Below are 19,910 nucleotides of genomic sequence, written 5' to 3'. Positions count from 1 at the left end.
TAGACTTTTCCCGCTTGTAAGTAGAGTCCGGGATGTGCTGTAGTCTTTTGTAAGTGCGCGTTATGACTCAACATCTTCGGTACTCTCTTCGTCAACGACAACGGTAATATGGCTACTGCGTTTTAGTATCCTATTTGCCATACCCCGTGCCCGCGGGCGTATCCATTTCCGCGTAATCCCTTCATCGACACGAATTTCTTTGACGTATAAGCCCGCAATATCAATACTTGGGTCTTGATATTGTGCGTTCGCGGCTGCTGACTGAATCAGCTTGTAGATGATAGGGGACGCGGCTTTGTGCGTAAAGCTCAGTTGACTTAACGCATCTTCAACATATTGATTACGGACGAGATCAGCCACCAAGCGGGCTTTCCGCGGGGCAACCGATGCGTTCCTAATTTTAGATCTGGCTTCCATCAGTGTCTCCAATAAAAGCAAGTTGCTGGTTCACCGCTATCATTGCCAAAACAGTGAACGTATCTTCTGAAAAAAGAGATGAATACACTGCCAATTTGCGATGAAGGTTATCGCAAACATTATCTTCTTTCGCCACCGCCACTGGCGTGAGAACGGAAGGTACGGGTTGGTGAGAATTCACCAAGTTTATGGCCTACCATGTTCTCTGTGATATACACCGGAAAAAACTTTTTCCCGTTGTAAATTGCCAAGGTGTGTCCTACCAATTCAGGGGTAATCGTCGAACGTCGGGACCAAGTGCGAATCACGCGTTTGGTGCCAGAGCGTTCCATAGCGGCTACCTTCTTGGCGAGTTTCGGGTCTATGTAGGGGCCCTTTTTAATAGAACGCGCCATTATGTGTCTCCTTTACCTTTTAACAGTATTCGCTTGCATAGCGAGCAAGGCATCTATGAAAAGGGTTATTTTCGTTTTCCGACAATATAGCGGCTCGATTTTTTCTTCGGGTTTCGGGTCTTATACCCTTTGGTTGGAACGCCCCAAGGTGTGACTGGATGCCTACCCCCGGAACTTTTTCCTTCACCACCGCCATGTGGATGGTCAATCGGGTTCATCGCGACCCCTCTGACTTTCGGACGTTTGCCGAGCCATCGTGAACGTCCCGCTTTACCGATGACGATCTTACTGACGTTGCCAACTTGACCGAGTGTTGCCATCGCTTGGACTGGAATGAGCCGAATTTCGCCTGATGGCAGTCGGATACGGGCGTATTTTCCCTCTCTGTCAACTAACTGAGCGGTACCACCGGCACTACGCACAAGTTGCCCACCTTTGCCGGGCTTCATCTCTATATTGTGGATGGAGGAGCCGAGTGGGATTTTTTCCAGCGGCAGAGCGTTTCCGACCCGAATTTCCGCGTCTTCGCCCGAAGTAAGCGTGTCCCCTACTTGGATACCGACCGGGGCAAGAATATAGCGTTTTTCCCCGTCAGCATAGTGGAGCAGGGCGATGTGTGCAGACCGATTCGGATCATATTCAATTGCAGCAACTTTGGCAGGGATGCCAAACTTATCACGTTTGAAGTCGATGACCCTGTATCGGCGTTTGTGTCCACCACCGCGGCGCCTCACTGTCAAGCGTCCGTTGGAATTCCGGCCGGCTTTCTGCTTACTCCCTTTAACGAGCGATTTTTCCGGTTTGCTCCGCGTAAGCTCTTCAAAGGTGTACCCTGTCATAAACCGACGACTTGGGGTTATAGGTGAATACGTTTTAGGCACTCTGATTTCCTTTTTTTAGTAGCGATCAGCAGTCAGGGTGGTTTTTCTCCGAAAAACCTGTCAGTTGTCAGAAAAGAGATGTTCGGTTTATCTAAAATTCTCTTAACTGACGGCTGATTGCTATTTTTGCTGATTGCTGTTCCTATATAGTTTCAAACGCTTGGATCGTCACACCTTCTCTTAGGGTAAGAATCGCTTTTTTCCAATGCGGTTTCCTACCACGTTGATAGCGCAACATTTTACCTTTCGGCTTACCGCGAACGTGCATTGTCCGCACTTTAAGGATGTCCCCTTGGAGGTCAAACAACTCTTCAGCAGCGCGGCGAATCTGAGGTTTCGTGGCATTGCGATCAACAACAAATGCGTACTTATTATCTTCGCGGAGAATTGTGCTTTTCTCTGTAATCAGCGGTTGCAATATAATCTGATATGCATCCTTCATCAGTCTTGTCCTTCCGCATCTGAACCGGTGTTTACGAACTTGGATTCGAGTTTCTCAGCGGCTTTCTCGGTGATTATCAACGTATCGTGCCACATGACTTGATAAACGTTGAGCGTATTCCATGTGCAGCTGTGAACTTTCGGAATGTTCCTCACGGAGAGGTGGATATTCGGGCTGTGTTCATCAAGAATGAGCAGTACCTTTCCGTCAGCGTTCAGTGCTTTTAAGATGTTAACCATGTCTTTGGTTCGCGGTTGTTCAAGCGTAAAATCTTCAACGAGAATGCACTGCTGATTCTGGAACCGGTCTGCGAGTGCGCTATGTAAGCCGAGGCGTCGGACGCGTTTCGGGGTGTACTGCCGATAACTCCGGGGTTTCGGTCCGAAGGCTACACCACCGTGGACTCGGTGTGGTGCCTTAGCGTCTCCGACCCGCGCTCTGCCAGTTCCTTTTTGACGGTAGAGTTTTTTCCCACTGCCTCTCACTTCACTCCGACTCTTCGTTGATGCAGTACCTTGCCGCTGATTGGCAAGGTAGGCAGTAACGCACTGGTGAATGACATGACCATTCACCTCAGCCTCAGTGAATGCGTCGGCTAATACCTTTTCGTGCAGGACATCTCCGGACTTGTTGTGTACGTCTAAAGTTGACATATTTGTATGCTCGTTTTATTTTGGCACTCGTTCGGTTACGACTGCCTGCCTATGCACTCAGTGTTTTAGATGCTTTCCTAATCAGAAGCAAACCGTTGGGGGGGCCAGGGACTGCGCCTTTGACCACCAGTAAGTTACGCTCGGGATCGGCTTGGATCACAGGGAGATTTTGAACGGTATGCCGTTTGGCACCGTGGCGGCCAGCCATCCGTTTTCCTTTAAACACTCGAGAAGGTGTTGCGCTGGCACCGATGGAACCCGGACGGCGGAGGTCTTGCTCACCGCCGTGGCTTTTCTTACCACCAGCGAATTTCCAACGTTTCACTACCCCAGTGAAACCGCGCCCTTTTGAGGTGCCTGTCACATCAACAAGTTCACCTTCGGAAAAGACACTTGCATCAACAATGTTTCCTACAGACACATCATCAAGACTCTGTACCCGAAATTCGCGAAGCACCTGTGCTGAATCAACACCGGCTTTTGCTAAATGTCCACGTTTCGGACTATTCGTGCGGTTTTCTTTCTGTTCTCCAAACCCCAACTGAACTGCTTGATAGCCGTCTTTCTCTTGCGTTTTGAGTTGAACAATTGGACAAGGACCCGCTTGGATAACAGTAACAGGCACTGCTGTTCCAGAATCTTCAAAGATTTGTGTCATGCCGACTTTGCGGCCGATAATACCATTAACCATCTTCTTTCGCCTTTTTTAAATGATTGAATCTCTGCATCGTTGCGCTTCGTTTCACGAGGGTATCCTGCGAAGTCAGAAGCCTTTTAGCATCTATAGCGAGTTAGAATCCACCGAAAACCAGGGTCCCCGCCCGTTACTCGGAAAGTGCAAGAAGCGTAGTGGAGCAGTGACCAGATTCCGATAGTTAGAGAAGCGTAATTTTGACGTCGACACCTGCGGGCAGGTCCAGCCGCATTAAAGCATCAACGGTTTTCGGTGTAGTCTCTAAGATATCCAGCAGACGTTTATGAATCCGCATCTCAAATTGTTCACGCGACTTTTTGTCTGTAAACGTTGAACGTTGGACGGTATAGATATGCTTTTTCGTCGGCAATGGAATCGGACCCGAGACAGCTGCACCTGTGCGTTTTGCAGTATCTGCTATCTGCTTTGACGACAGGTCTAACAACCGATAGTCAAATGCCTTAAGCCGGATGCGAATTTTTTGATTGTCCATCTTTTCGTATCGCCTTCATCAAACAAGAGGAATGCCAGCGATTAACATCTTGAAGTAGGAGTCGGCAATCCTCTGTATTGATGTCCTTAAAAAGGCGGAGCGTTTGCTCCGCCTAATTTCTTATTCAAGAATCTTCGAGACAACACCAGCACCAATTGTTTGTCCACCTTCACGAATTGCGAATCGAAGTTGTTCTTCCATCGCGATGGGTTTGGACAATTCAACGGTAATTTTTGCGTTATCACCGGGCATAATCATTTCGATGCCTTCAGGAAGATCCATCTTTCCGGTTACGTCGGTTGTTCTGAAATAGAACTGTGGTCTGTATCCGGTAAAGAAGGGGTTCCAGCGTCCACCCTCATCTTTTGTGAGAATGTAGGCTTCGGCTTCAAATTTGGTATGCGGTGTAACGGTTCCGGGGACTGCCAAAACTTGTCCGCGTTCAACGGCATCTCGCTCAACACCGCGTAGCAGCGCGCCGAGATTATCACCTGCACGACCTTCGTCAAGGCTCTTGTTAAACATCTCAACGCCTGTGATAACGGTGTCTTGTGTTTCTCGGAGTCCAACGATTTCGACTGGGTTTCCGATTTCAATAACGCCGCGTTCAACGCGTCCGGTAACAACGGTACCGCGTCCACTGATGGTGAAAGTATCTTCGATTGACATCAGGAACGGTTTGTCGGTATCACGGACGGGTTCTGGAATGTAACTATCAACGGCTTCCATAAGTTCCAGAATCGGTTTACACGAGTCGTTTGATGGGTCTCCGTCGGATTCCATAGCTTCAAGAGCAGAACCTGTGACGATGGGAATATCATCACCGGGGAAGTCGTAATCACTGAGCAATTCTCGGACTTCCAGTTCAACGAGTTCAAGCAATTCTTCGTCATCGACCATGTCTGCCTTGTTAAGGAAGACGACGAGAGAAGGCACATTCACCTGCCGTGCGAGAAGTACGTGCTCGCGCGTCTGGGGCATGGGACCATCAGCGGCGGATACCACAAGGATCGCGCCGTCCATCTGTGCTGCGCCGGTAATCATATTCTTGATATAGTCGGCGTGTCCGGGGCAATCGACGTGGGCATAGTGCCGATTCTCGGTCTCATATTCAACATGTGCTGTATTAATCGTAATGCCACGCTCTTTTTCTTCCGGTGCCTTGTCAATATCTTCATACTTCTGGACGTAATCTGCATCGGCAAGTTTCGAGAGGACCATGGTAATCGCTGCTGTCAGCGTCGTTTTACCGTGGTCAACGTGACCGATTGTTCCAATATTAACGTGTGGTTTATTCCTTTCAAACGTTTCCTTAGCCATTTTTGTCCAAGCTCCACTAAAAGTTTATTGTTGCGGGTGTTGTAAGCGCTGTTTCCACAAAACTGCGCAGTCCCGTTTCTATGGGGTGTCCAAACGCTTTGTTGTCGTGTGGGAACACCGTTTAACTAAATCTTATGTCCGCTTATAGGAAGCGAGAAACTCCTATAGTTCGGACACTTCACAACTATTTAACAATTACGAATCACGATTCGTTGATGAAACTAGGTCCTCCATCACACTTGTCGGAACTTCGTTATAGTGTGCAAATTCCATAGAGTAGTTAGCTCTACCTTGTGTGAGTGACCTGAGGGTTTTGACGTACCCAAACATTTCTGAGAGGGGGACATCAACCTTGATAACTTGGATACGGGATTTCGATTGCAGTTCCGTCTCGCGTATCTGTGCACGACGTGCGTTCAAATCGCCTATAACTTTTCCGAGATATTCGTCTGGTGCGATGACCTCAACATCCATGATTGGTTCAAGGAGTGTTGGAGTTCCACGCTTCAAGGCATCTTTAAACGCCATTGAACCCGCAATAGAGAACGCCATTTCTGATGAATCTACCGCGTGGTGATAACCATCAATGAGTTTTACGGATACATCAACAACTGGATAGCCAGCAAGAACACCCGTATTCATGGCGTTCTCAATGCCTTTCTGGACAGCTGGAATGTATTCCTGTGGAATAACGCCGCCTTTGGTCTCGTCAATGAATTCAAAACCGGTGCCTTTTGCGAGAGGCTCAACTTCAATGACGACATGACCGAATTGACCTCTACCCCCGGATTGGCGTACAAATCTACCCTCAGACTTGACCGCCTTGCGGATCGTTTCGCGATAGGCGACTTCTGGGTTACCAACATTCGCTGAGACGTTAAACTCTCGGACGAGCCTATCAACAATGATTTCGAGGTGAAGTTCACCCATACCAGACAAGAGTGTCTGTCCAGTTTCTGAATCTTGATGGACTTTAAAGGTGGGGTCTTCTTCAGCGAGTTTAGAGAGGGCGAGGTTGAGTTTGTCAATATCAGATTGTGTGCGAGGTTCAACTGCGATGGACATTACCGGGAGCGGGAACACCATAGTTTCTAAGGTGATATGTGCTTTCGGATCACAAAGTGTGTCCCCTGTTGAAAGGTCCTTTAAGCCGATTGCTGCGGCGATGTCGCCTGCGTAAACCGCCTGCAACTCTTCCCGTTTGTTGGCATGCATCTGCATCAACCGTCCAATCCGTTCGTGTTTTCTGGTCTTACTGTTATAAAGCGTATCACCTTTTTTAAGGACACCAGAGTAGACACGTAGATACGTGAGTTTGCCAACGTGCGGGTCAGTCATAATTTTGAATGCCAGCCCACAGAACGGTTCATCGTTCTTCGGGTGCCGTGTCTCATCTTCTTCGGTTTTCGGATCAAAGCCTACTATCGGTGGCACGTCAGTTGGTGCTGGTAAGTAAGAGACGATTGCGTCTAAGAGCGGCTGTACACCTTTATTTTTTAGAGCGGTTCCGCAAAGGACAGGGACAATTTTGCCAGCGATTACAGCGTTACGGATCCCGGCTTTAATTTCTTCAGGTGAAATTTCGATACCGTCTAAGTATTTGTGGAGGAGTTCTTCATCGCAATCGGCGATAGCCTCTAACATCCGATCGCGATATTCGTTTGCCATCTCTTCCATTTCTTTGGGGATGTCTGTTTCTTGAATAACGGTACCGTCGTTACCGGCATCTGTCCCGACGTTCCAAATCTGACCTTTCATGGAGATGAGATCAACGATGCCTGTATATTGTTCTGCTGAACCGATAGGCAGTTGCACCGGAATTGCCGTGGCACCGAGACGTTCTTCCATCATCTCAACGGTGCGGAAGAAATCAGCACCGGTGCGATCCATTTTGTTGACGAATGCGATTCGGGGTATATTATATTTATCGGCTTGTCTCCAAACAGTTTCGGATTGTGGTTCAACACCACCGACTGCGCAGAAAACCGCAACTGCCCCGTCGAGTACGCGAAGTGAACGTTCGACTTCAACAGTAAAGTCAATATGCCCGGGTGTATCAATAATATTAATATGGTGTTTTTTCCAGTGGCAGGTCGTTGCGGCGGCAGTAATCGTGATACCGCGTTCTTGCTCTTGGACCATCCAGTCCATAGCAGTGGTACCATCGTCGACATCACCGATTCGATAGACTCTACCGGTATAATATAGGATACGTTCGGTTACGGTAGTTTTGCCAGCATCAATGTGTGCCATGATGCCGATATTCCGCATGTGAGGTAATTCTAAGCGCTGTGGAGTGCTATTTTTTGTATCTGCCACGGTTGCGCCACTCCTTTTATATTTTCCATTTCGGCTATAAGCCGTGCTAACATCTCTACCATCGATAATGTGCGAAAGCTCGGTTGGCTTCTGCCATTCGATGCTGATCCTGTTTCCTACGGATTGCGCCGCCTTCGTTCTGCGACGCTTCAAGTATTTCACCAGCGAGACGTTCTGCCATGCGTCTTTCGCCACGGGCGCGAGCAGATTGGATAATCCAACTGAAAGCCAATCGTTGTTTGCGCTCAGCTTTGACATCAACCGGGACCTGGTAGGTTTGGCTGCCTACACGGCGGGGCCGAATTTCGAGGACCGGCTTGACGTTATTGATCGCTTGACGGAACACAGCGAAGCCTTCTTCATTTGTCCGCTCTTCGATAATTTTGAAACTCTCATATAGGATTGATTGGGCAGTGCTTTTCTTCCCGTCCAACATGAGACTATTAATAAACTTTGATACGAGCTTACTGTTATAGATTGAGTCAGGACTGACATCGCGTTTACTGATATTTCCACGTCTCGGCATCTAATATTCCTCCGTTGTTTAGTCGGGTTTCCGAGCACCGTACTTTGAACGTCCCTGGCGACGATTTTCGACACCAGCGGTATCCAACTGCCCACGGACGATGTGGTAACGCACGTTAGAAAGGTCTTTCACTCGCCCACCCCGAACCAAAACGACTGAGTGTTCTTGCAAATTGTGATCGATCCCCGGAATATAACAGGTGGCTTCGTAACCGGTGGTGAAACGCACCCGGGCTACTTTACGCAGTGCCGAATTCGGTTTTTTCGGCGTTATTGTTTTCACCTGTAGACAGATACCGCGCCGCTGGGGACATTGCTCAAGCACCGGCGATTTCGTTTTCTTCCGGGACTTCTTACGCGGTTTTTTAATTAACTGGTTAATCGTTGGCATTTCATACCTCCGAGATAAAATCTGTGGGGGCTTCTGGCATTAAAAAAAGCCCGCGCGGGGCATCACAACTTCAACAGAACAAATTAACGTGGAATTTGGGTACGACGTTAGTATGTTTCCGGATAATTGCCCCTTTCTCCCAAAAAGATTTAATAGGGTTTCCAAAGTAAATATTATACCCGCTGAAAAATCGTTTGTCAAATTTTTTTGAAAAAAAAAGTAAAAAACACGGAAACTCTATGAATTTCTTAGTTTTTTAGCGATTTTCCACGTAAAATAACCGTCTGGACACTTAAATTTTGGTCGACAATGACAATATCTGCTATTTTACCTGTCGCAATTGAACCTACGGCTGCCGCGACCCCTAAATTTTCTGCCGGTGTTGATGTTGCCATTGTTAATGCATCTTCGAGTGAATTTCCCCAATTGATGACATTGCGAATCCCATCGATAAGCGTTATATTCGCACCTGCGAGGCGTTCGGTCGGTTTGCCGACATCGAGCCACATCGCGCCGTTGCGGACGTACTTCTCGGTGGTGCCGGTTTCAAAAGCTGTATCGCGTTCGGAGATCGCATCTTCATTGAGGCGATAGGCATCAAATTGAGGCACATAAGTGGCTGAGGCCTGCCATTCTTCAGTAGGGACCCCAGCGAGTTCTGTACAGTCCGTAATCAACCCGACTGCGTCAATTCCTTTCTGCTGAATCAGGTGATGCCCCCAAAAGGGGTGGACATGGTGTTCGTCGATGATGAGTTCTGCGTGGATATTTGGGTGGGAAAGTACCGCTTCAATTGCACCGAGTGTGCGGTGATGCATCCCGCTCATACCGTTGTAGGTATGTGTCGCACGCGTTATACCTGCGTCAATCGCTGCCATCGCTTGTTGGTATGTGGCATTGGTGTGTCCCATTGCGATGACGATGTCGTTGTAAGCGTCCGTCCTAAAGGCTGCGAGGTGCTTGATAAATTGGAAGTTTTCATCGTTTTCCGGGGCAAGAGAAATCACTTTCAAGGTCCCGTCGGAGGCTGCCCACATTGCATGAAATTCTTCAAAGTTCGGGGGTGTAATATACTTCGCATTCTGGGCACCGTTTTTAGCGAGACTCCCGAATTTCCCTTCAACATACGAACCGATAATCTGTGAACCATCGGCAACTGGCTCGTCAACGACGTGTGCAATAGCGGTTAAGGCACCGTTGATTTGTGCCATACTGCCGGAGGAGATACCTAACACCAATGAGGTGACACCACTGCGGGCATGGGCACGCGCGATTGCTACTATATCTTCGACTTCACCTGTCATTGTATCATAGCCGCCACCGCCATGTACTAATCCATCAATCAGCCCCGGAATTACAAGGCAGTTAGATGCGTCGATGACCTTCCCCAGCGGTTGAAGCGTATCTTTTGTTATTTCTGAAATTGTGTCGTCTTGAATGAGGATATTCCCTTGTCCGTAATGTTTTGGGGTGTAGATATCGCCATTCAGAATTGTCAGTGTTTCCATATCTCCGAGTGTGCCTTAAATTTCGTAGGACTTACGCAAAAAGCAGTAAGGGTCAGTATTTTTAAAAAACACCCCCTAAATCCCCTAGAAGAAACATCCCAGCAAAAACACCCCGCATATCCCCCCTTATCAGGGGGGTAGGGACTTTAAAAGGAAATGCGTAAGCACTATTTCGTTAGATCTGTTCAGATACCCACAAAACGCTTTGCGCGAGAAATCGTAGAAAGGGTTCTACTTCAAAGTCCTGTTGATGTCCGAGTGAGGTATAACAGACGCGACCGCCATTATGCAAACGTGTCCATGCTACCGGTTCGGCGTGTTCGTCGGTGTGTCCCATCAGTAATAAAGATGTATCGTCACGAAGTGATGGATTTTTGTAGAGACTCCCATAGCTATCAAACGCTGGAATCCCCTTCAAGATCGGGTGTTCTGCCTCAACTAATTCCACACGCGTAATGGGTCCATGACCGTAATGCCCTTGATAGTCGCCACCGAGAACATCTTTATCAAACGCAAGATAGTTTTGATACGCGTGGCTGGCTGTCCTGACACCAACAAGCGGTCTACCTTGTTCAGAGTAATCTTGAAATTGCCTGAGTGATGCTCCGTCTGTATTGAGACGCCGCGTGAAAACTAACAAAGCATCTGCCTCATCCAATGCCGCCAAAGATGGATCGTCGTCTTCTGATCTGTAGACGATTAGATTTGTGTTGATTGGATAGTGTTTTTCAACAAATGCCTTGAAAGTGAGCAAAGATGCTTCGGAGTCGTATTCAAAAGAACCTGAGAGCATGCAGAGGTTAAGCACAGATTTGTTCCTTTCTATTTTCGTTCTAAAAACAGAAAACTGTAAGCGTAAGGGTTTTTCTCGTCGGGTTCACCGTCGATGCGTTTCACTTCCTGCCATGCTGTTATATCAAATGCTGGGAAATAGACATCGCCTTCAAAGGTAGCATGAATCTGCGTGATATAGAGCCTGTCGGCATGCGGAAGAAATGCTTGGTAGATAGGGGCACCACCGCATATCATGAGTTCTTCTGTTTCTGCTTTCTTGCAGTGGCTGATAATATCGTCTACTGCGTGTGCGACAATACAGCCTTCTGGTGCCTTGTAATCTGTATTTCGCGTGAGAATAATGTTGAGCCGCTTTGGTAAAGGATTTTTGAGGGTTTCAAAAGTCTTACGTCCCATAACGACGGGTTTGCCGAGGGTCATATCGCGAAAATGTCGCTGGTCAGCAGGCATCTGCCATGGGATGTCTGGTCCGTTGCCGATCAGCCTGTTTCTGTCCATTGCGGCGATCATTGAAATTAACATTTTAGGGTGCTGCTCCTTCCTCTCGTTCTCCCATTTCTATCCCGGTCACGACCTGTTCAGCAAAACGGAGGACCGTCTCTTTTAGCATACGAGGGACCAGTTTAATCTTGTTTCGATGTTTCCACTCCATTTCAAATTGGCCTGTCTTTACGAGTTCATCAATCCCTTTTTGAACAGTTTTGACATCAGTTTCAAAGTGATCAGCGAGTTTACGGAGGCTTAAAGGCTCCTCGGTTTGAAAAGAGAGTACTTCAATCCACAACCACATGCCTAACCGCCGTGCGAAACGCGAGAGGTCCTCCGCAGTGTCCGACAGATGGATGATTGATGCGAAACAGTAAGCGGCGTGGTGTGGATAGTCATTTAGCAGTTCCTCAAACTCCTCAAAAATCAGCTGAATGAGGAAGGCTGCTTCTTCTGATAATGTTAATTCACCGATATCCAGAGGGTTGCCATTCTGTCCGGGATCACCGAAGTTATTCCGGTTTTGCTTTTTTTGTTCCATTATTTTCTTAAAATAGGGTATAGCGAGTTCGGATGTGTGAAGTTTTTGGTGTTAGGCGACTCAAATTGTCAGCTATTCGTCGGTAGCGGAAACGTGGAAATATGCAATGTAAATCTCAGGAGTCATACCGACCCCTATTAATGTTACCTTTTCATACGGTTTTATTTCTTTAATAGAAAGTCTATCCACCCAATTATCTGGAAGTCCACCTTTATCCATTGTGCTACTATATCCGGATCCCCTTGTCCAGTTGTGCCAATTTTTTTCAGATTTCTCGGGTCTGTGCCAAAACACTGTGATCCTGTCGCCAGCTCGGAAGGTTTCAGCATTTGTAAAGTCCCCCGGCTTGGTGTTCTCACGGTGTTCGCGCCCGCGAAATGTCATATAAGATTTTTCGATTCCCGGAAATTCGTGGTATGATTGCCGCAGAGGGTTAACCACAATATGGAAAACTGCTAACTCATTGAGTCGGCTCATCCCCTTAATTTCGAGGGTTTCATGGCTTTTGGCAAGATTGATAGGAAGCCTCTGTTGCTCGTGCAAGTCTCCAGCATTAATGTCGAATTCCAAGATATTGTCCTTGAGTTCAAAGTTGGCAATCTCTGCATTATCTTCCTCCAAAACCCAATAAATCGTAATCATGTCCCCGGAGCGGAAAATAGCATGCTCGTAGGAATCTCCACAACCTGATAGCCATATTAGGAAGCTTATAGTGAGCAGCATCAGCCCTTTTATTTTGAGCATCTTGATTCTCCTCTTAGACAATCATAGGTGCGCGAATTGCGTCGTGGTGTTGATAGCTCTCTAACTGAATGTGCTGCATCTTGAAAGCATCAATTGACTTGATTTTCGGATTCAAAACGAGTTTCGGCAGTGGGTAAGATTCCCGTTTGAGTTGCATTTCGACGGCTTCAAAGTGTGCGTGGTAGATGTGGGCATCCCCTAAAGTGTGGACGAATTCATACGGTGTTAAATCTGTTACTTGCGCCACCATGTGCAGAAGCAGCGCGTAGGAGGCAATATTAAAGGGCACACCTAAGAACATATCACAACTCGGCTGATACATCTGCAGCGACAGCTTGCCGTCTGCGATAAAGAATTGAAAGCACATGTGGCAGGGTGTCAATGCCATCTCCTCTAATTCCGCCGGGTTCCACGCCGTGACAATATGTTTACGACTATGCGGATTTGTCCGGATTTGTTCAATTACCTTGGCTAACTGATCAATCGTTCCATCTTCAGTTTGCCATTTTCGCCACTGAACGCCGTATATCCGTCCAAGGTACCCATCACGCCCCCAAGCATCAGCGTTTGCGTTCCATATCTGTGTCCCGAGTTTCTCAAACTGCTCAGCGTGATCATAGCCGCGCAAGAACCCTAAGAGTTCCGCTTTTACGGACCGGAATGCGAGTTTTTTCGTGGTTACGGCAGGAAATCCGTCTTCGAGATTATATCGCATTTGCATGCCGAAGATGGCTCGGGTTTTCCCATTTCTGCCCTCTCGGTCAACGCCCGTGTTTAATACTTGTTGCAGTCCTTCAAGGTATTGTTTCATCGCTACTGATTTCCAGCATTTATGGCTGGCACCCTCCTATGAACACACTCTATAAGCACAAGACTATCGATCTGTGCTGCCAAACCCGCCTCTTGAAGCGGCTGCCATCTGTTCAACCTCATTCCATTCTGCCGTATCTACACGGACAAAAATCCCTTGCGCAATCCGACTGCCTCTTTCGACCTTCACAACCTCGTCGGTAAAATTATAGACTTGGATTTTCAGTTCATCCTCTTCGCCACAGTAGTCGTTATCAACGATGCCGACCCCTTGTGGCATCAGCAGCCCGAATTTGCGCGGTGTGCTGCTGCGTAGACAAACCATTAGCATATAACCGGGCGGGGTTTCGACGACCACATTAGCAGGGATGAGTACGATGGATTGTGGCGCGATTTCTGCGGATTCTCGGCAGATAAAATCGAAGCCTACAGACCCTGACGTTTCATATTTCGGCAACGGGAGTGTCTTATCTATGCGTTTGATATTAATTTTCATCGACATTAGGGTACAGGGACTCCTGCTATTTTGCATTCGATACGATAAACTGAGGTGCTTGCTGTGATAAATAGGGTTTTCCAGTCATCACCGCCCCATGCCAAGTTCGCCGCGCGCTCAGGGACAAGAATAATGCCGAGGTGCGTTCCGTCTGGCGCGAAGACCCAGATCCCGTCTGGACCGGTTAGGTAGACATTTCCTTGGACATCAGCTTTCATGCCGTCAGGTTTACCGTTATCCCCCTCTTCTTCACCGAATACGCGATCGTTTGTGAGGGTGCCGTCGGGTTGTATGTCAAAGGCGCGGACATGCATCCGTTCGGTATCGTTAATATAGAGGATGGATTCGTCTGGTGAAAAGCAGATGCCGTTAGGTCTGTCAAAGTCGTCAACGAGAAGTGTCAACGTTTCATAGTCGGAAGACAAGCGGTAGACCCCTTGAAAGTCGAGTTCTTTTTCGGATTCCACCCCGTATGCTGCACTTAACCCGTAAGGTGGGTCTGTGAAATAGAGACTTCCATCGGATTTGACGACAATATCGTTGGGACTGTTCAAGCGTTTGCCCTGATAGTGCGAGGCAATAGTGATAACATCGCCATCAGCGGTTGTGAGTGATACTCGTCGGTTTGCGTGTTCACAGGCGATGAGATGTCCACCTTTGTCGTAGGTCAATCCGTTTGATTTTCCAGAGGGATCTCGGAAAATCGTCATCCCGGCATCGTCATCCCATTTCCGCATCTTGTTAGCAGGGATGTCGCTGAAAAGTAGGAACTGTCCAGTTGCGTGCCAGAGCGGTCCCTCGGTGAATTGGCAGCCTGTTGCTATTTGTTCAATGTCTGCCCCGGCATCAACCAAATCTAATAATTGTGTGTTGCGTACGTCAAGTGCCATATTTCCCTTTCAAATGTTATACCACTGTAACATTAACTAAAGTTTGGACAATCGCTGGAACTGCAAGTGCCTAATGAGATCAAGGGCGGATTGCCGCCTCTCGGAAACCTTAGGAACTCACGTTAATAAAAGTAATAACTGGAAGATGTAGACTCTTCTGCTACGGAGATAATGAGAATGCCATACAATGCAGCAGTTACACAGGTGCCGGCAATACACCCCTCGATAGCTCCACGTGTCTGAATATTTTTGGCTTTTAACGTGTAGGCATCGGTGTAAAAGGCGACATATTCAGGTGATTTTCCAAGGAGCGCACTGGCAGGTGGAGCGGGTTCATACAGATAGCCTCCAGCGACTCCGAAAAGACCGCCAAAACAGCCGAAAGCACGCCATATATTCTGATTCGTGCGAGCTACCGCATCTCTTTGGGCAGCGTTCAAGGCTTCAGCCTGAACCGAAAGTTGTTGAGCTAACGTCACAAAAGGCATTCCGAAGGTTAGGAGTGCCATCAAAAGAACAAAAAAATGGAATGCGGAATCTATTTTCATCTATTTCCCTTTCAATATATAACAAGAACCTAAGTTGCTACCTAAGCGAAACAACCGATTCAATCATATACAGGCATCTGTAATGATTCACTAAAGTTTGGACAATTTGTCTGTTATTCAGGTAAGTTTTCGCGGAAGAGGGTCAACGCTCGTTGGAAACCTAAATATTCGCTGAAAATATCTTTGACAACTATCCTTTTTAATGTTAACATACTCTTAAAGTGTAGATATGGGGTTTCACGTGGTGATCGTGTGCTTTGCACACCATCCATTTAAAGTAAAGGAAGTGCCTGGGGCGATTCGAACGCCCGACCTTCAGCTCCGGAGGCTGACGCTCTATCCAGCTGAGCTACAGGCACATAGAGGTTTCAAGAACGAAACCGATACTCACTTATAGACATTTCTAATTATTTTAACAGATTCAATATCTTTTGTCAAGTTTTTCAGCAAGAAAAGATCTAAGGAGGCGTAGTAGGGTGAAACGCAAATTCAAACAATTTTCAATTCTCACGGTCTTGGTTGTCTTTCTATTCAGTTTTGCCCCGGATATAGTAGAGAGCCGCCGCGGCTTTGGGGGCGGACGGAGTTTCAGTCGTAGCCGGAGTTTTAGTCGCAGCTCAACCCGGCGGAGTTACAGTGCACCGAAGCGATCCACGAGTAGCACACGCAGCAGTACGCGTTCATCAACACGGACGACGCGCAGTGCAAGAAGTACCTATAGCAGCAGTAGTGCCTCAAGATCAACGAGCACGCGTGCGAGCACAACAGCACGTCAGCGGCAGACGGCAACGAGCCGTGCGAAAGCGACGACCGCAACAAACCGAAGCACAACTGCTACACGCAGCCAACAACGCGCAACGACTGCTCAGAACCGAAAACAGGTTCGACAACTCAAATCACAAAACCGCACTTTGAAACGCCAAGTCAGAACAGCGAATCGTCAGACTGCCCGCGCACGCCGGGATCAACGCTCCACTATTAACATCAACAACTATGGTGGATATTATCCTATGATGGGGTATTCGATGTACAGCATGAGCGCATCTATGGCGTTTAACAATCTGATGTTCGATATCCATTTCCATGACTACTACAACCACGCGATTCGTCATAGTTACCTGTGGCATTATCACCATCGAGATTATGATCGGTCGCATTGGAGTGCCGAAAAACAGGCGGAGTACGAGTACTATAAGGATTACTACGAGAGCCAAGGTGTTGAACCGAACGCGAATTACGTAGATCCGGGGACGAATGCGGATGAAAACTATGTGGCAAGTTATGTTGAAGAAAATCCAGATAAATTTTACGGGGATGGTGCAGAGGTTTACACTGTTGACGAGCTCCCAGATGAGGCGGCAATCAAACAGGAACTCCTCGCGGCTGCTGGAGAGACACCAACAGTAACGACACCCAGCGCATCAACAACCCAAACGCGGGCACCACCGACCACGCGGACTGTTTATGTAGAGAAAAAGACATCTGGTGCAACTTGGTTCGTCCTTATTTTTGGAAGCCTCCTTATTGTCGGTGTAGTCGTATTGGTGATGTATAACAAAGGTTATTTTTAGGTGGTGATATGGCACTATTTGGTAGAAAAAATGGAAGATCCCTATTCGGGAAAAAGAAAGATACCGAACCTAAAAAGCCGGAACGGCATGAGTTGGTTGACATTCCGATTGACAGCATGATTGAACTCTCCGACATCATCACTTATGAGGAGACTGGAGATACTTCACACGCCTTCAAGCTTGTCACACGAAAGAAGTATGAGGGTGCCAGTCTGCGTCGCTATATGTATCATGTTCGCGACGCGGAGGAAGAAGTTGTACTCGGCGTTGACCATGTTGCAGGAACCACGGACGAGTATGAGATTTCCCGATGGATTGTTGATGATGAATGTGAACTCGCTGATCCGCTGCCTGAATTCATGACGCTCTATTTTCCAGACCCGGATAATGAAGACGAAGACATCGCCCTTGAATACAGCCGACAGGATATTGTGCCTGCAACCCTTACCGTTACAGATGCTCAGGGACAAGAGAGGTTCGATGTTGAACTCCACGAATACGCGAGCGGAGATGATGAGTTTATGTCTATCGAACTTTGCGGGGATTGGCTAACGTTCTATACCGGTGTACTCATCACGCGTTCTGATATAGAAATCTATCCAGCGATGGAAGCGCAGTCTGGCAGTAAATAAATTTCATCCTCTATCTATCTGTGAGGCAAGGTTTTTGTGCCTTGCCTCACGGCAACCCAACATCCTTTTCCATTCGCAACTTCGCGCCCGCGTCGAAAATCCACATACATGGCTACAGGAGTGCACTGAGAATGGATCTATTGAAAATGAGCGAAAGGGAGATTTATAAACTGGGGCTCCGAACACCCATAAAGCACCTCAGGCTTGATGGAACAACACGGTTTCTCGGAATCTGTAAACCACACAAGGATGACATCAAATTAGCGATTTTCATGGTGTTCAAGTGCTTATACACATGCCGCCCTTACAGGGCTCATCGGCTTGTTTGAACCGCTGCTATAAACATAGCGTCCCTATGGGACTAAAGAGGTTTGTGAAGTTTTTAGGGTTTCCGGGCAAAACCCGGTTCGGTTAGGATGCAGGTCGCATATGGGCGTGTACGCCGCAAAACCGAACCTACCGGTCCTGTTACCGAGACGATTATTTTTTTTAAAATTGACAGTTATGGAGAAAACTTATGATACCGCCAATCACAAAACTGCTCATAAAAATAGAGCAACTTGAATGGGATTTAGCAGAGGTAAAGAAGGAGTTAGAAAAACTTCAAGCCCCCTTCATGAAGTCTCTTACACCTGAGGAACGTTTAGCTGCACGGTCTGCAAGAGTCTGGGCACAAAATGAAAGACGGCGTTCTTTACGCAAAAAACGTGATCCCGAAGCTAAAACCCTCACAGCAGAGGAACTTCAGCAGCTTTCGATAGAGGAGGGCATAGACCCAGAGGACAATCTTTTGAGTAGTGCTATCATTGAAGAACGGGAGAAACGAAGAGAGTGAATTTCTTCTGGTTAGACGCAAGTGCATACGCCAAACGGTACGTAGAAGAACCAAACGGTACGTAGAAGAAAAAGGGACACAATTGGTTAACTACCTCTTCACACGTGTTCCTTTAGAACGTATGATCTGTTTGTTTGACGGTGGAGGCGAGGTCATTTTCGTCTTCGTGCGCCGGAGAAATGAAGGTAAAATTACCACAACGCATTTCAATCAGCTCCGAGAGCACTTTGAAACTGAATTTGTTGATCGCGATGAGGTGGAGCAAGTATTCCAAACCGAGGATCAAATAACCGATTCGTGGGATCTTATTGAAAACCATTCGATCAACAGTACCGACGCTATCCTCCTACAATGTGCGCTTGATAGAACTAATGAACTACGGATAGAAGGAGATAATCTGGTTCTGGTCAGTTCCGATAAACGCCTCCTACGAGCCGCACAAAACGAAGGGTTGCTCACGTTCAATCCTGAAACCGATGGTCAAACCGCCTTAGATGTCCTGATTGATCCACCATAAAAACCAGATTTTCTTTTCCCGATGGGGGATCTAAGCATATCAACGCCGCATGTTTACGAGATAGATCCCACCTGCCACGAGAAGGGCGCCGACGAGCAGACTCAGTGTGAGTTCGTCACCTAAGACCAGATAGCTGAACAAAACACCCGAAAGCGGTGTAGCAAAGAAAAGTACCACCAATTTACTCGCACTATATCTCTCAAGTATTGCAGTCCACGCCAAGAAACAGTAGCCAGCAATAACACCACCTTGATAAAGAAGCGCAACAGCACTTGAAAGTGTCAGCTGCATCGGTTCACCGCGTTCGAGTAGGAAACTCATTGCGGCATAACACGGTAGACTCAAACTTAGATACCAGACCAAGAGCCGGTACGGGTGAATGGCTTGAACGAGTAGTTTTGTTACAACGACGCGTAACCCTAAGAAACATCCGCTGATGAGGACAAGGATGTCGCCGAGGATGCTCGTTTCACCTTCACCGAGGTGCGGGGCGACGGTTACGAAAACACCGCTGAAGGCGACGATGATCCCTAATGTCTTTGTAATAGAGAGGCGTTCGCCGGGAATCCAGAAATGCGCGAAGAGTGCTGTGAAAAATGGGTAGACGTTAATAAAAATAGTAGAGCGAGATGCTGTTGTGAGTTCGGTTCCGGTATTCAAGCAGATAATTTGAAGTATGAAAATCGTTGTGAGTAGCAACAATCGTAGAAATTCGCCACGGCGCAAACCGAGTGAGACACGGCGAAAGAGCGACCAACCGCCGACAACAACAAGACCTATCACAAAGCGGAAGAACGCCAACGCCATCGGTGGGAAATCTTGCAAACCGACTTTTATTGCGGGCGAATTCCCACCCCAAAGAAACGCGAGGAGCAGACTGAGAGCAATAATTTTCCCGTGCGGCTCCTCGCTGATAACGTTGGATTTGGGGGGTGTCCCGATAGTCTCTTTTCTGTTTGAAGGCAACTGTTGTCCTCGGTGGCAATTATTGTGCTCTGAGAAAATTT

The 19,910-nt window shown here is 47.5% G+C and carries 25 protein-coding genes and 1 tRNA gene; 4 read left to right on the top strand and 22 right to left on the bottom strand.

From position 1 onward, the window contains the following. Positions 1-60: 60 nt before the first annotated feature. The 21 genes from rplV to OXH00_08840 form a co-directional block, all read right to left on the bottom strand. Positions 61-417, bottom strand: a complete 357-nt coding sequence (gene rplV, locus OXH00_08940; protein ID MCY3741131.1) for a 50S ribosomal protein L22 — start codon at positions 415-417, stop codon at positions 61-63. 119 nt (positions 418-536) lie between these two features. Beyond that, positions 537-812 (bottom strand): 30S ribosomal protein S19, encoded by a 276-nt coding sequence (gene rpsS, locus OXH00_08935; GenBank protein ID MCY3741130.1) that lies wholly within the window; start codon positions 810-812, stop codon positions 537-539. Positions 813-877: 65 nt separating this feature from the next. After that, positions 878-1,693, bottom strand: coding sequence for a 50S ribosomal protein L2 (gene rplB, locus OXH00_08930; protein MCY3741129.1), 816 nt, complete (start codon positions 1,691-1,693; stop codon positions 878-880). A 142-nt stretch (positions 1,694-1,835) separates the two neighbouring features. Continuing rightward, positions 1,836-2,135, bottom strand: coding sequence for a 50S ribosomal protein L23 (gene rplW / locus OXH00_08925; protein MCY3741128.1), 300 nt, complete (start codon positions 2,133-2,135; stop codon positions 1,836-1,838). Then, positions 2,135-2,788 (bottom strand): 50S ribosomal protein L4, encoded by a 654-nt coding sequence (gene rplD, locus OXH00_08920; protein ID MCY3741127.1) that lies wholly within the window; start codon positions 2,786-2,788, stop codon positions 2,135-2,137. Before rplD ends, rplW begins: the two co-directional genes overlap by 1 nt. 49 nt (positions 2,789-2,837) lie before the next feature. Beyond that, on the bottom strand, positions 2,838-3,479 hold the full coding sequence (rplC, locus tag OXH00_08915) for a 50S ribosomal protein L3 (protein ID MCY3741126.1): 642 nt from the start codon (positions 3,477-3,479) through the stop codon (positions 2,838-2,840). 184 nt (positions 3,480-3,663) lie between these two features. Continuing rightward, positions 3,664-3,975: a 30S ribosomal protein S10 gene (gene rpsJ, locus OXH00_08910; GenBank protein ID MCY3741125.1), complete on the bottom strand. Its 312-nt coding sequence runs from the start codon at positions 3,973-3,975 to the stop codon at positions 3,664-3,666. A 120-nt stretch (positions 3,976-4,095) separates the two neighbouring features. Continuing rightward, positions 4,096-5,295, bottom strand: a complete 1,200-nt coding sequence (gene tuf, locus OXH00_08905) for an elongation factor Tu (protein MCY3741124.1) — start codon at positions 5,293-5,295, stop codon at positions 4,096-4,098. Between the two features lie 195 nt (positions 5,296-5,490). Next, the gene (gene fusA, locus OXH00_08900; protein ID MCY3741123.1) at positions 5,491-7,614 is read right to left on the bottom strand and encodes an elongation factor G; all 2,124 of its coding nucleotides are present in this window, start codon (positions 7,612-7,614) and stop codon (positions 5,491-5,493) included. A gap of 55 nt (positions 7,615-7,669) precedes the next feature. After that, the gene (rpsG, locus tag OXH00_08895) at positions 7,670-8,140 is read right to left on the bottom strand and encodes a 30S ribosomal protein S7 (protein ID MCY3741122.1); all 471 of its coding nucleotides are present in this window, start codon (positions 8,138-8,140) and stop codon (positions 7,670-7,672) included. Positions 8,141-8,158: 18 nt separating this feature from the next. Further along, positions 8,159-8,530, bottom strand: a complete 372-nt coding sequence (rpsL, locus tag OXH00_08890) for a 30S ribosomal protein S12 (GenBank protein MCY3741121.1) — start codon at positions 8,528-8,530, stop codon at positions 8,159-8,161. A 248-nt stretch (positions 8,531-8,778) separates the two neighbouring features. Next, positions 8,779-10,038 carry an amidohydrolase family protein gene (locus OXH00_08885; protein MCY3741120.1) on the bottom strand — a complete coding sequence of 420 codons (1,260 nt, stop codon included), beginning with the start codon at positions 10,036-10,038 and terminating at the stop codon, positions 8,779-8,781. 175 nt (positions 10,039-10,213) lie between these two features. Next, positions 10,214-10,846: a ThuA domain-containing protein gene (locus OXH00_08880; protein ID MCY3741119.1), complete on the bottom strand. Its 633-nt coding sequence runs from the start codon at positions 10,844-10,846 to the stop codon at positions 10,214-10,216. A gap of 14 nt (positions 10,847-10,860) precedes the next feature. Continuing rightward, positions 10,861-11,355: a dihydrofolate reductase gene (locus tag OXH00_08875; protein ID MCY3741118.1), complete on the bottom strand. Its 495-nt coding sequence runs from the start codon at positions 11,353-11,355 to the stop codon at positions 10,861-10,863. A gap of 1 nt (position 11,356) precedes the next feature. Next, positions 11,357-11,860 carry a hypothetical protein gene (locus OXH00_08870; protein ID MCY3741117.1) on the bottom strand — a complete coding sequence of 168 codons (504 nt, stop codon included), beginning with the start codon at positions 11,858-11,860 and terminating at the stop codon, positions 11,357-11,359. Between the two features lie 72 nt (positions 11,861-11,932). Beyond that, the gene (locus OXH00_08865; GenBank protein ID MCY3741116.1) at positions 11,933-12,604 is read right to left on the bottom strand and encodes a hypothetical protein; all 672 of its coding nucleotides are present in this window, start codon (positions 12,602-12,604) and stop codon (positions 11,933-11,935) included. A gap of 13 nt (positions 12,605-12,617) precedes the next feature. Beyond that, positions 12,618-13,415, bottom strand: a complete 798-nt coding sequence (locus OXH00_08860) for a thymidylate synthase (protein MCY3741115.1) — start codon at positions 13,413-13,415, stop codon at positions 12,618-12,620. A gap of 63 nt (positions 13,416-13,478) precedes the next feature. Then, complete coding sequence (gene dut, locus OXH00_08855) at positions 13,479-13,916, bottom strand: dUTP diphosphatase (protein ID MCY3741114.1); 438 nt, start codon at positions 13,914-13,916, stop codon at positions 13,479-13,481. Next, on the bottom strand, positions 13,916-14,800 hold the full coding sequence (locus OXH00_08850; GenBank protein ID MCY3741113.1) for an SMP-30/gluconolactonase/LRE family protein: 885 nt from the start codon (positions 14,798-14,800) through the stop codon (positions 13,916-13,918). The genes dut and OXH00_08850 overlap by 1 nt, the downstream gene beginning before the upstream one ends. Positions 14,801-14,922: 122 nt before the next feature. Beyond that, positions 14,923-15,348, bottom strand: coding sequence for a hypothetical protein (locus OXH00_08845; GenBank protein MCY3741112.1), 426 nt, complete (start codon positions 15,346-15,348; stop codon positions 14,923-14,925). A gap of 285 nt (positions 15,349-15,633) precedes the next feature. After that, positions 15,634-15,707: transfer RNA gene (locus OXH00_08840), tRNA-Arg, on the bottom strand. A 117-nt stretch (positions 15,708-15,824) separates the two neighbouring features. On the opposite strand from OXH00_08840, the gene OXH00_08835 reads away from it, so the two are divergent. The 4 genes from OXH00_08835 (at position 15,825) to OXH00_08820 (ending at position 18,903) form a co-directional block, all read left to right on the top strand. Continuing rightward, positions 15,825-16,919, top strand: coding sequence for a hypothetical protein (locus OXH00_08835; protein MCY3741111.1), 1,095 nt, complete (start codon positions 15,825-15,827; stop codon positions 16,917-16,919). An 8-nt stretch (positions 16,920-16,927) separates the two neighbouring features. Beyond that, on the top strand, positions 16,928-17,551 hold the full coding sequence (locus tag OXH00_08830) for a hypothetical protein (protein ID MCY3741110.1): 624 nt from the start codon (positions 16,928-16,930) through the stop codon (positions 17,549-17,551). 517 nt (positions 17,552-18,068) lie between these two features. Then, positions 18,069-18,386, top strand: a complete 318-nt coding sequence (locus OXH00_08825) for a hypothetical protein (GenBank protein ID MCY3741109.1) — start codon at positions 18,069-18,071, stop codon at positions 18,384-18,386. Next, positions 18,358-18,903 (top strand): type II toxin-antitoxin system VapC family toxin, encoded by a 546-nt coding sequence (locus tag OXH00_08820; GenBank protein MCY3741108.1) that lies wholly within the window; start codon positions 18,358-18,360, stop codon positions 18,901-18,903. Before OXH00_08825 ends, OXH00_08820 begins: the two co-directional genes overlap by 29 nt. Positions 18,904-18,942: 39 nt before the next feature. Here the strand turns inward: OXH00_08820 and OXH00_08815 are convergent, their stop codons facing one another. Next, on the bottom strand, positions 18,943-19,869 hold the full coding sequence (locus OXH00_08815) for a DMT family transporter (protein MCY3741107.1): 927 nt from the start codon (positions 19,867-19,869) through the stop codon (positions 18,943-18,945). Positions 19,870-19,910: the final 41 nt, after the last annotated feature.

It is taken from the genome of Candidatus Poribacteria bacterium, from assembly GCA_026706025.1.
Taxonomy (GTDB): domain Bacteria; phylum Poribacteria; class WGA-4E; order WGA-4E; family WGA-3G; genus WGA-3G.
This window is presented reverse-complemented; position numbering and strand designations above follow the sequence as displayed.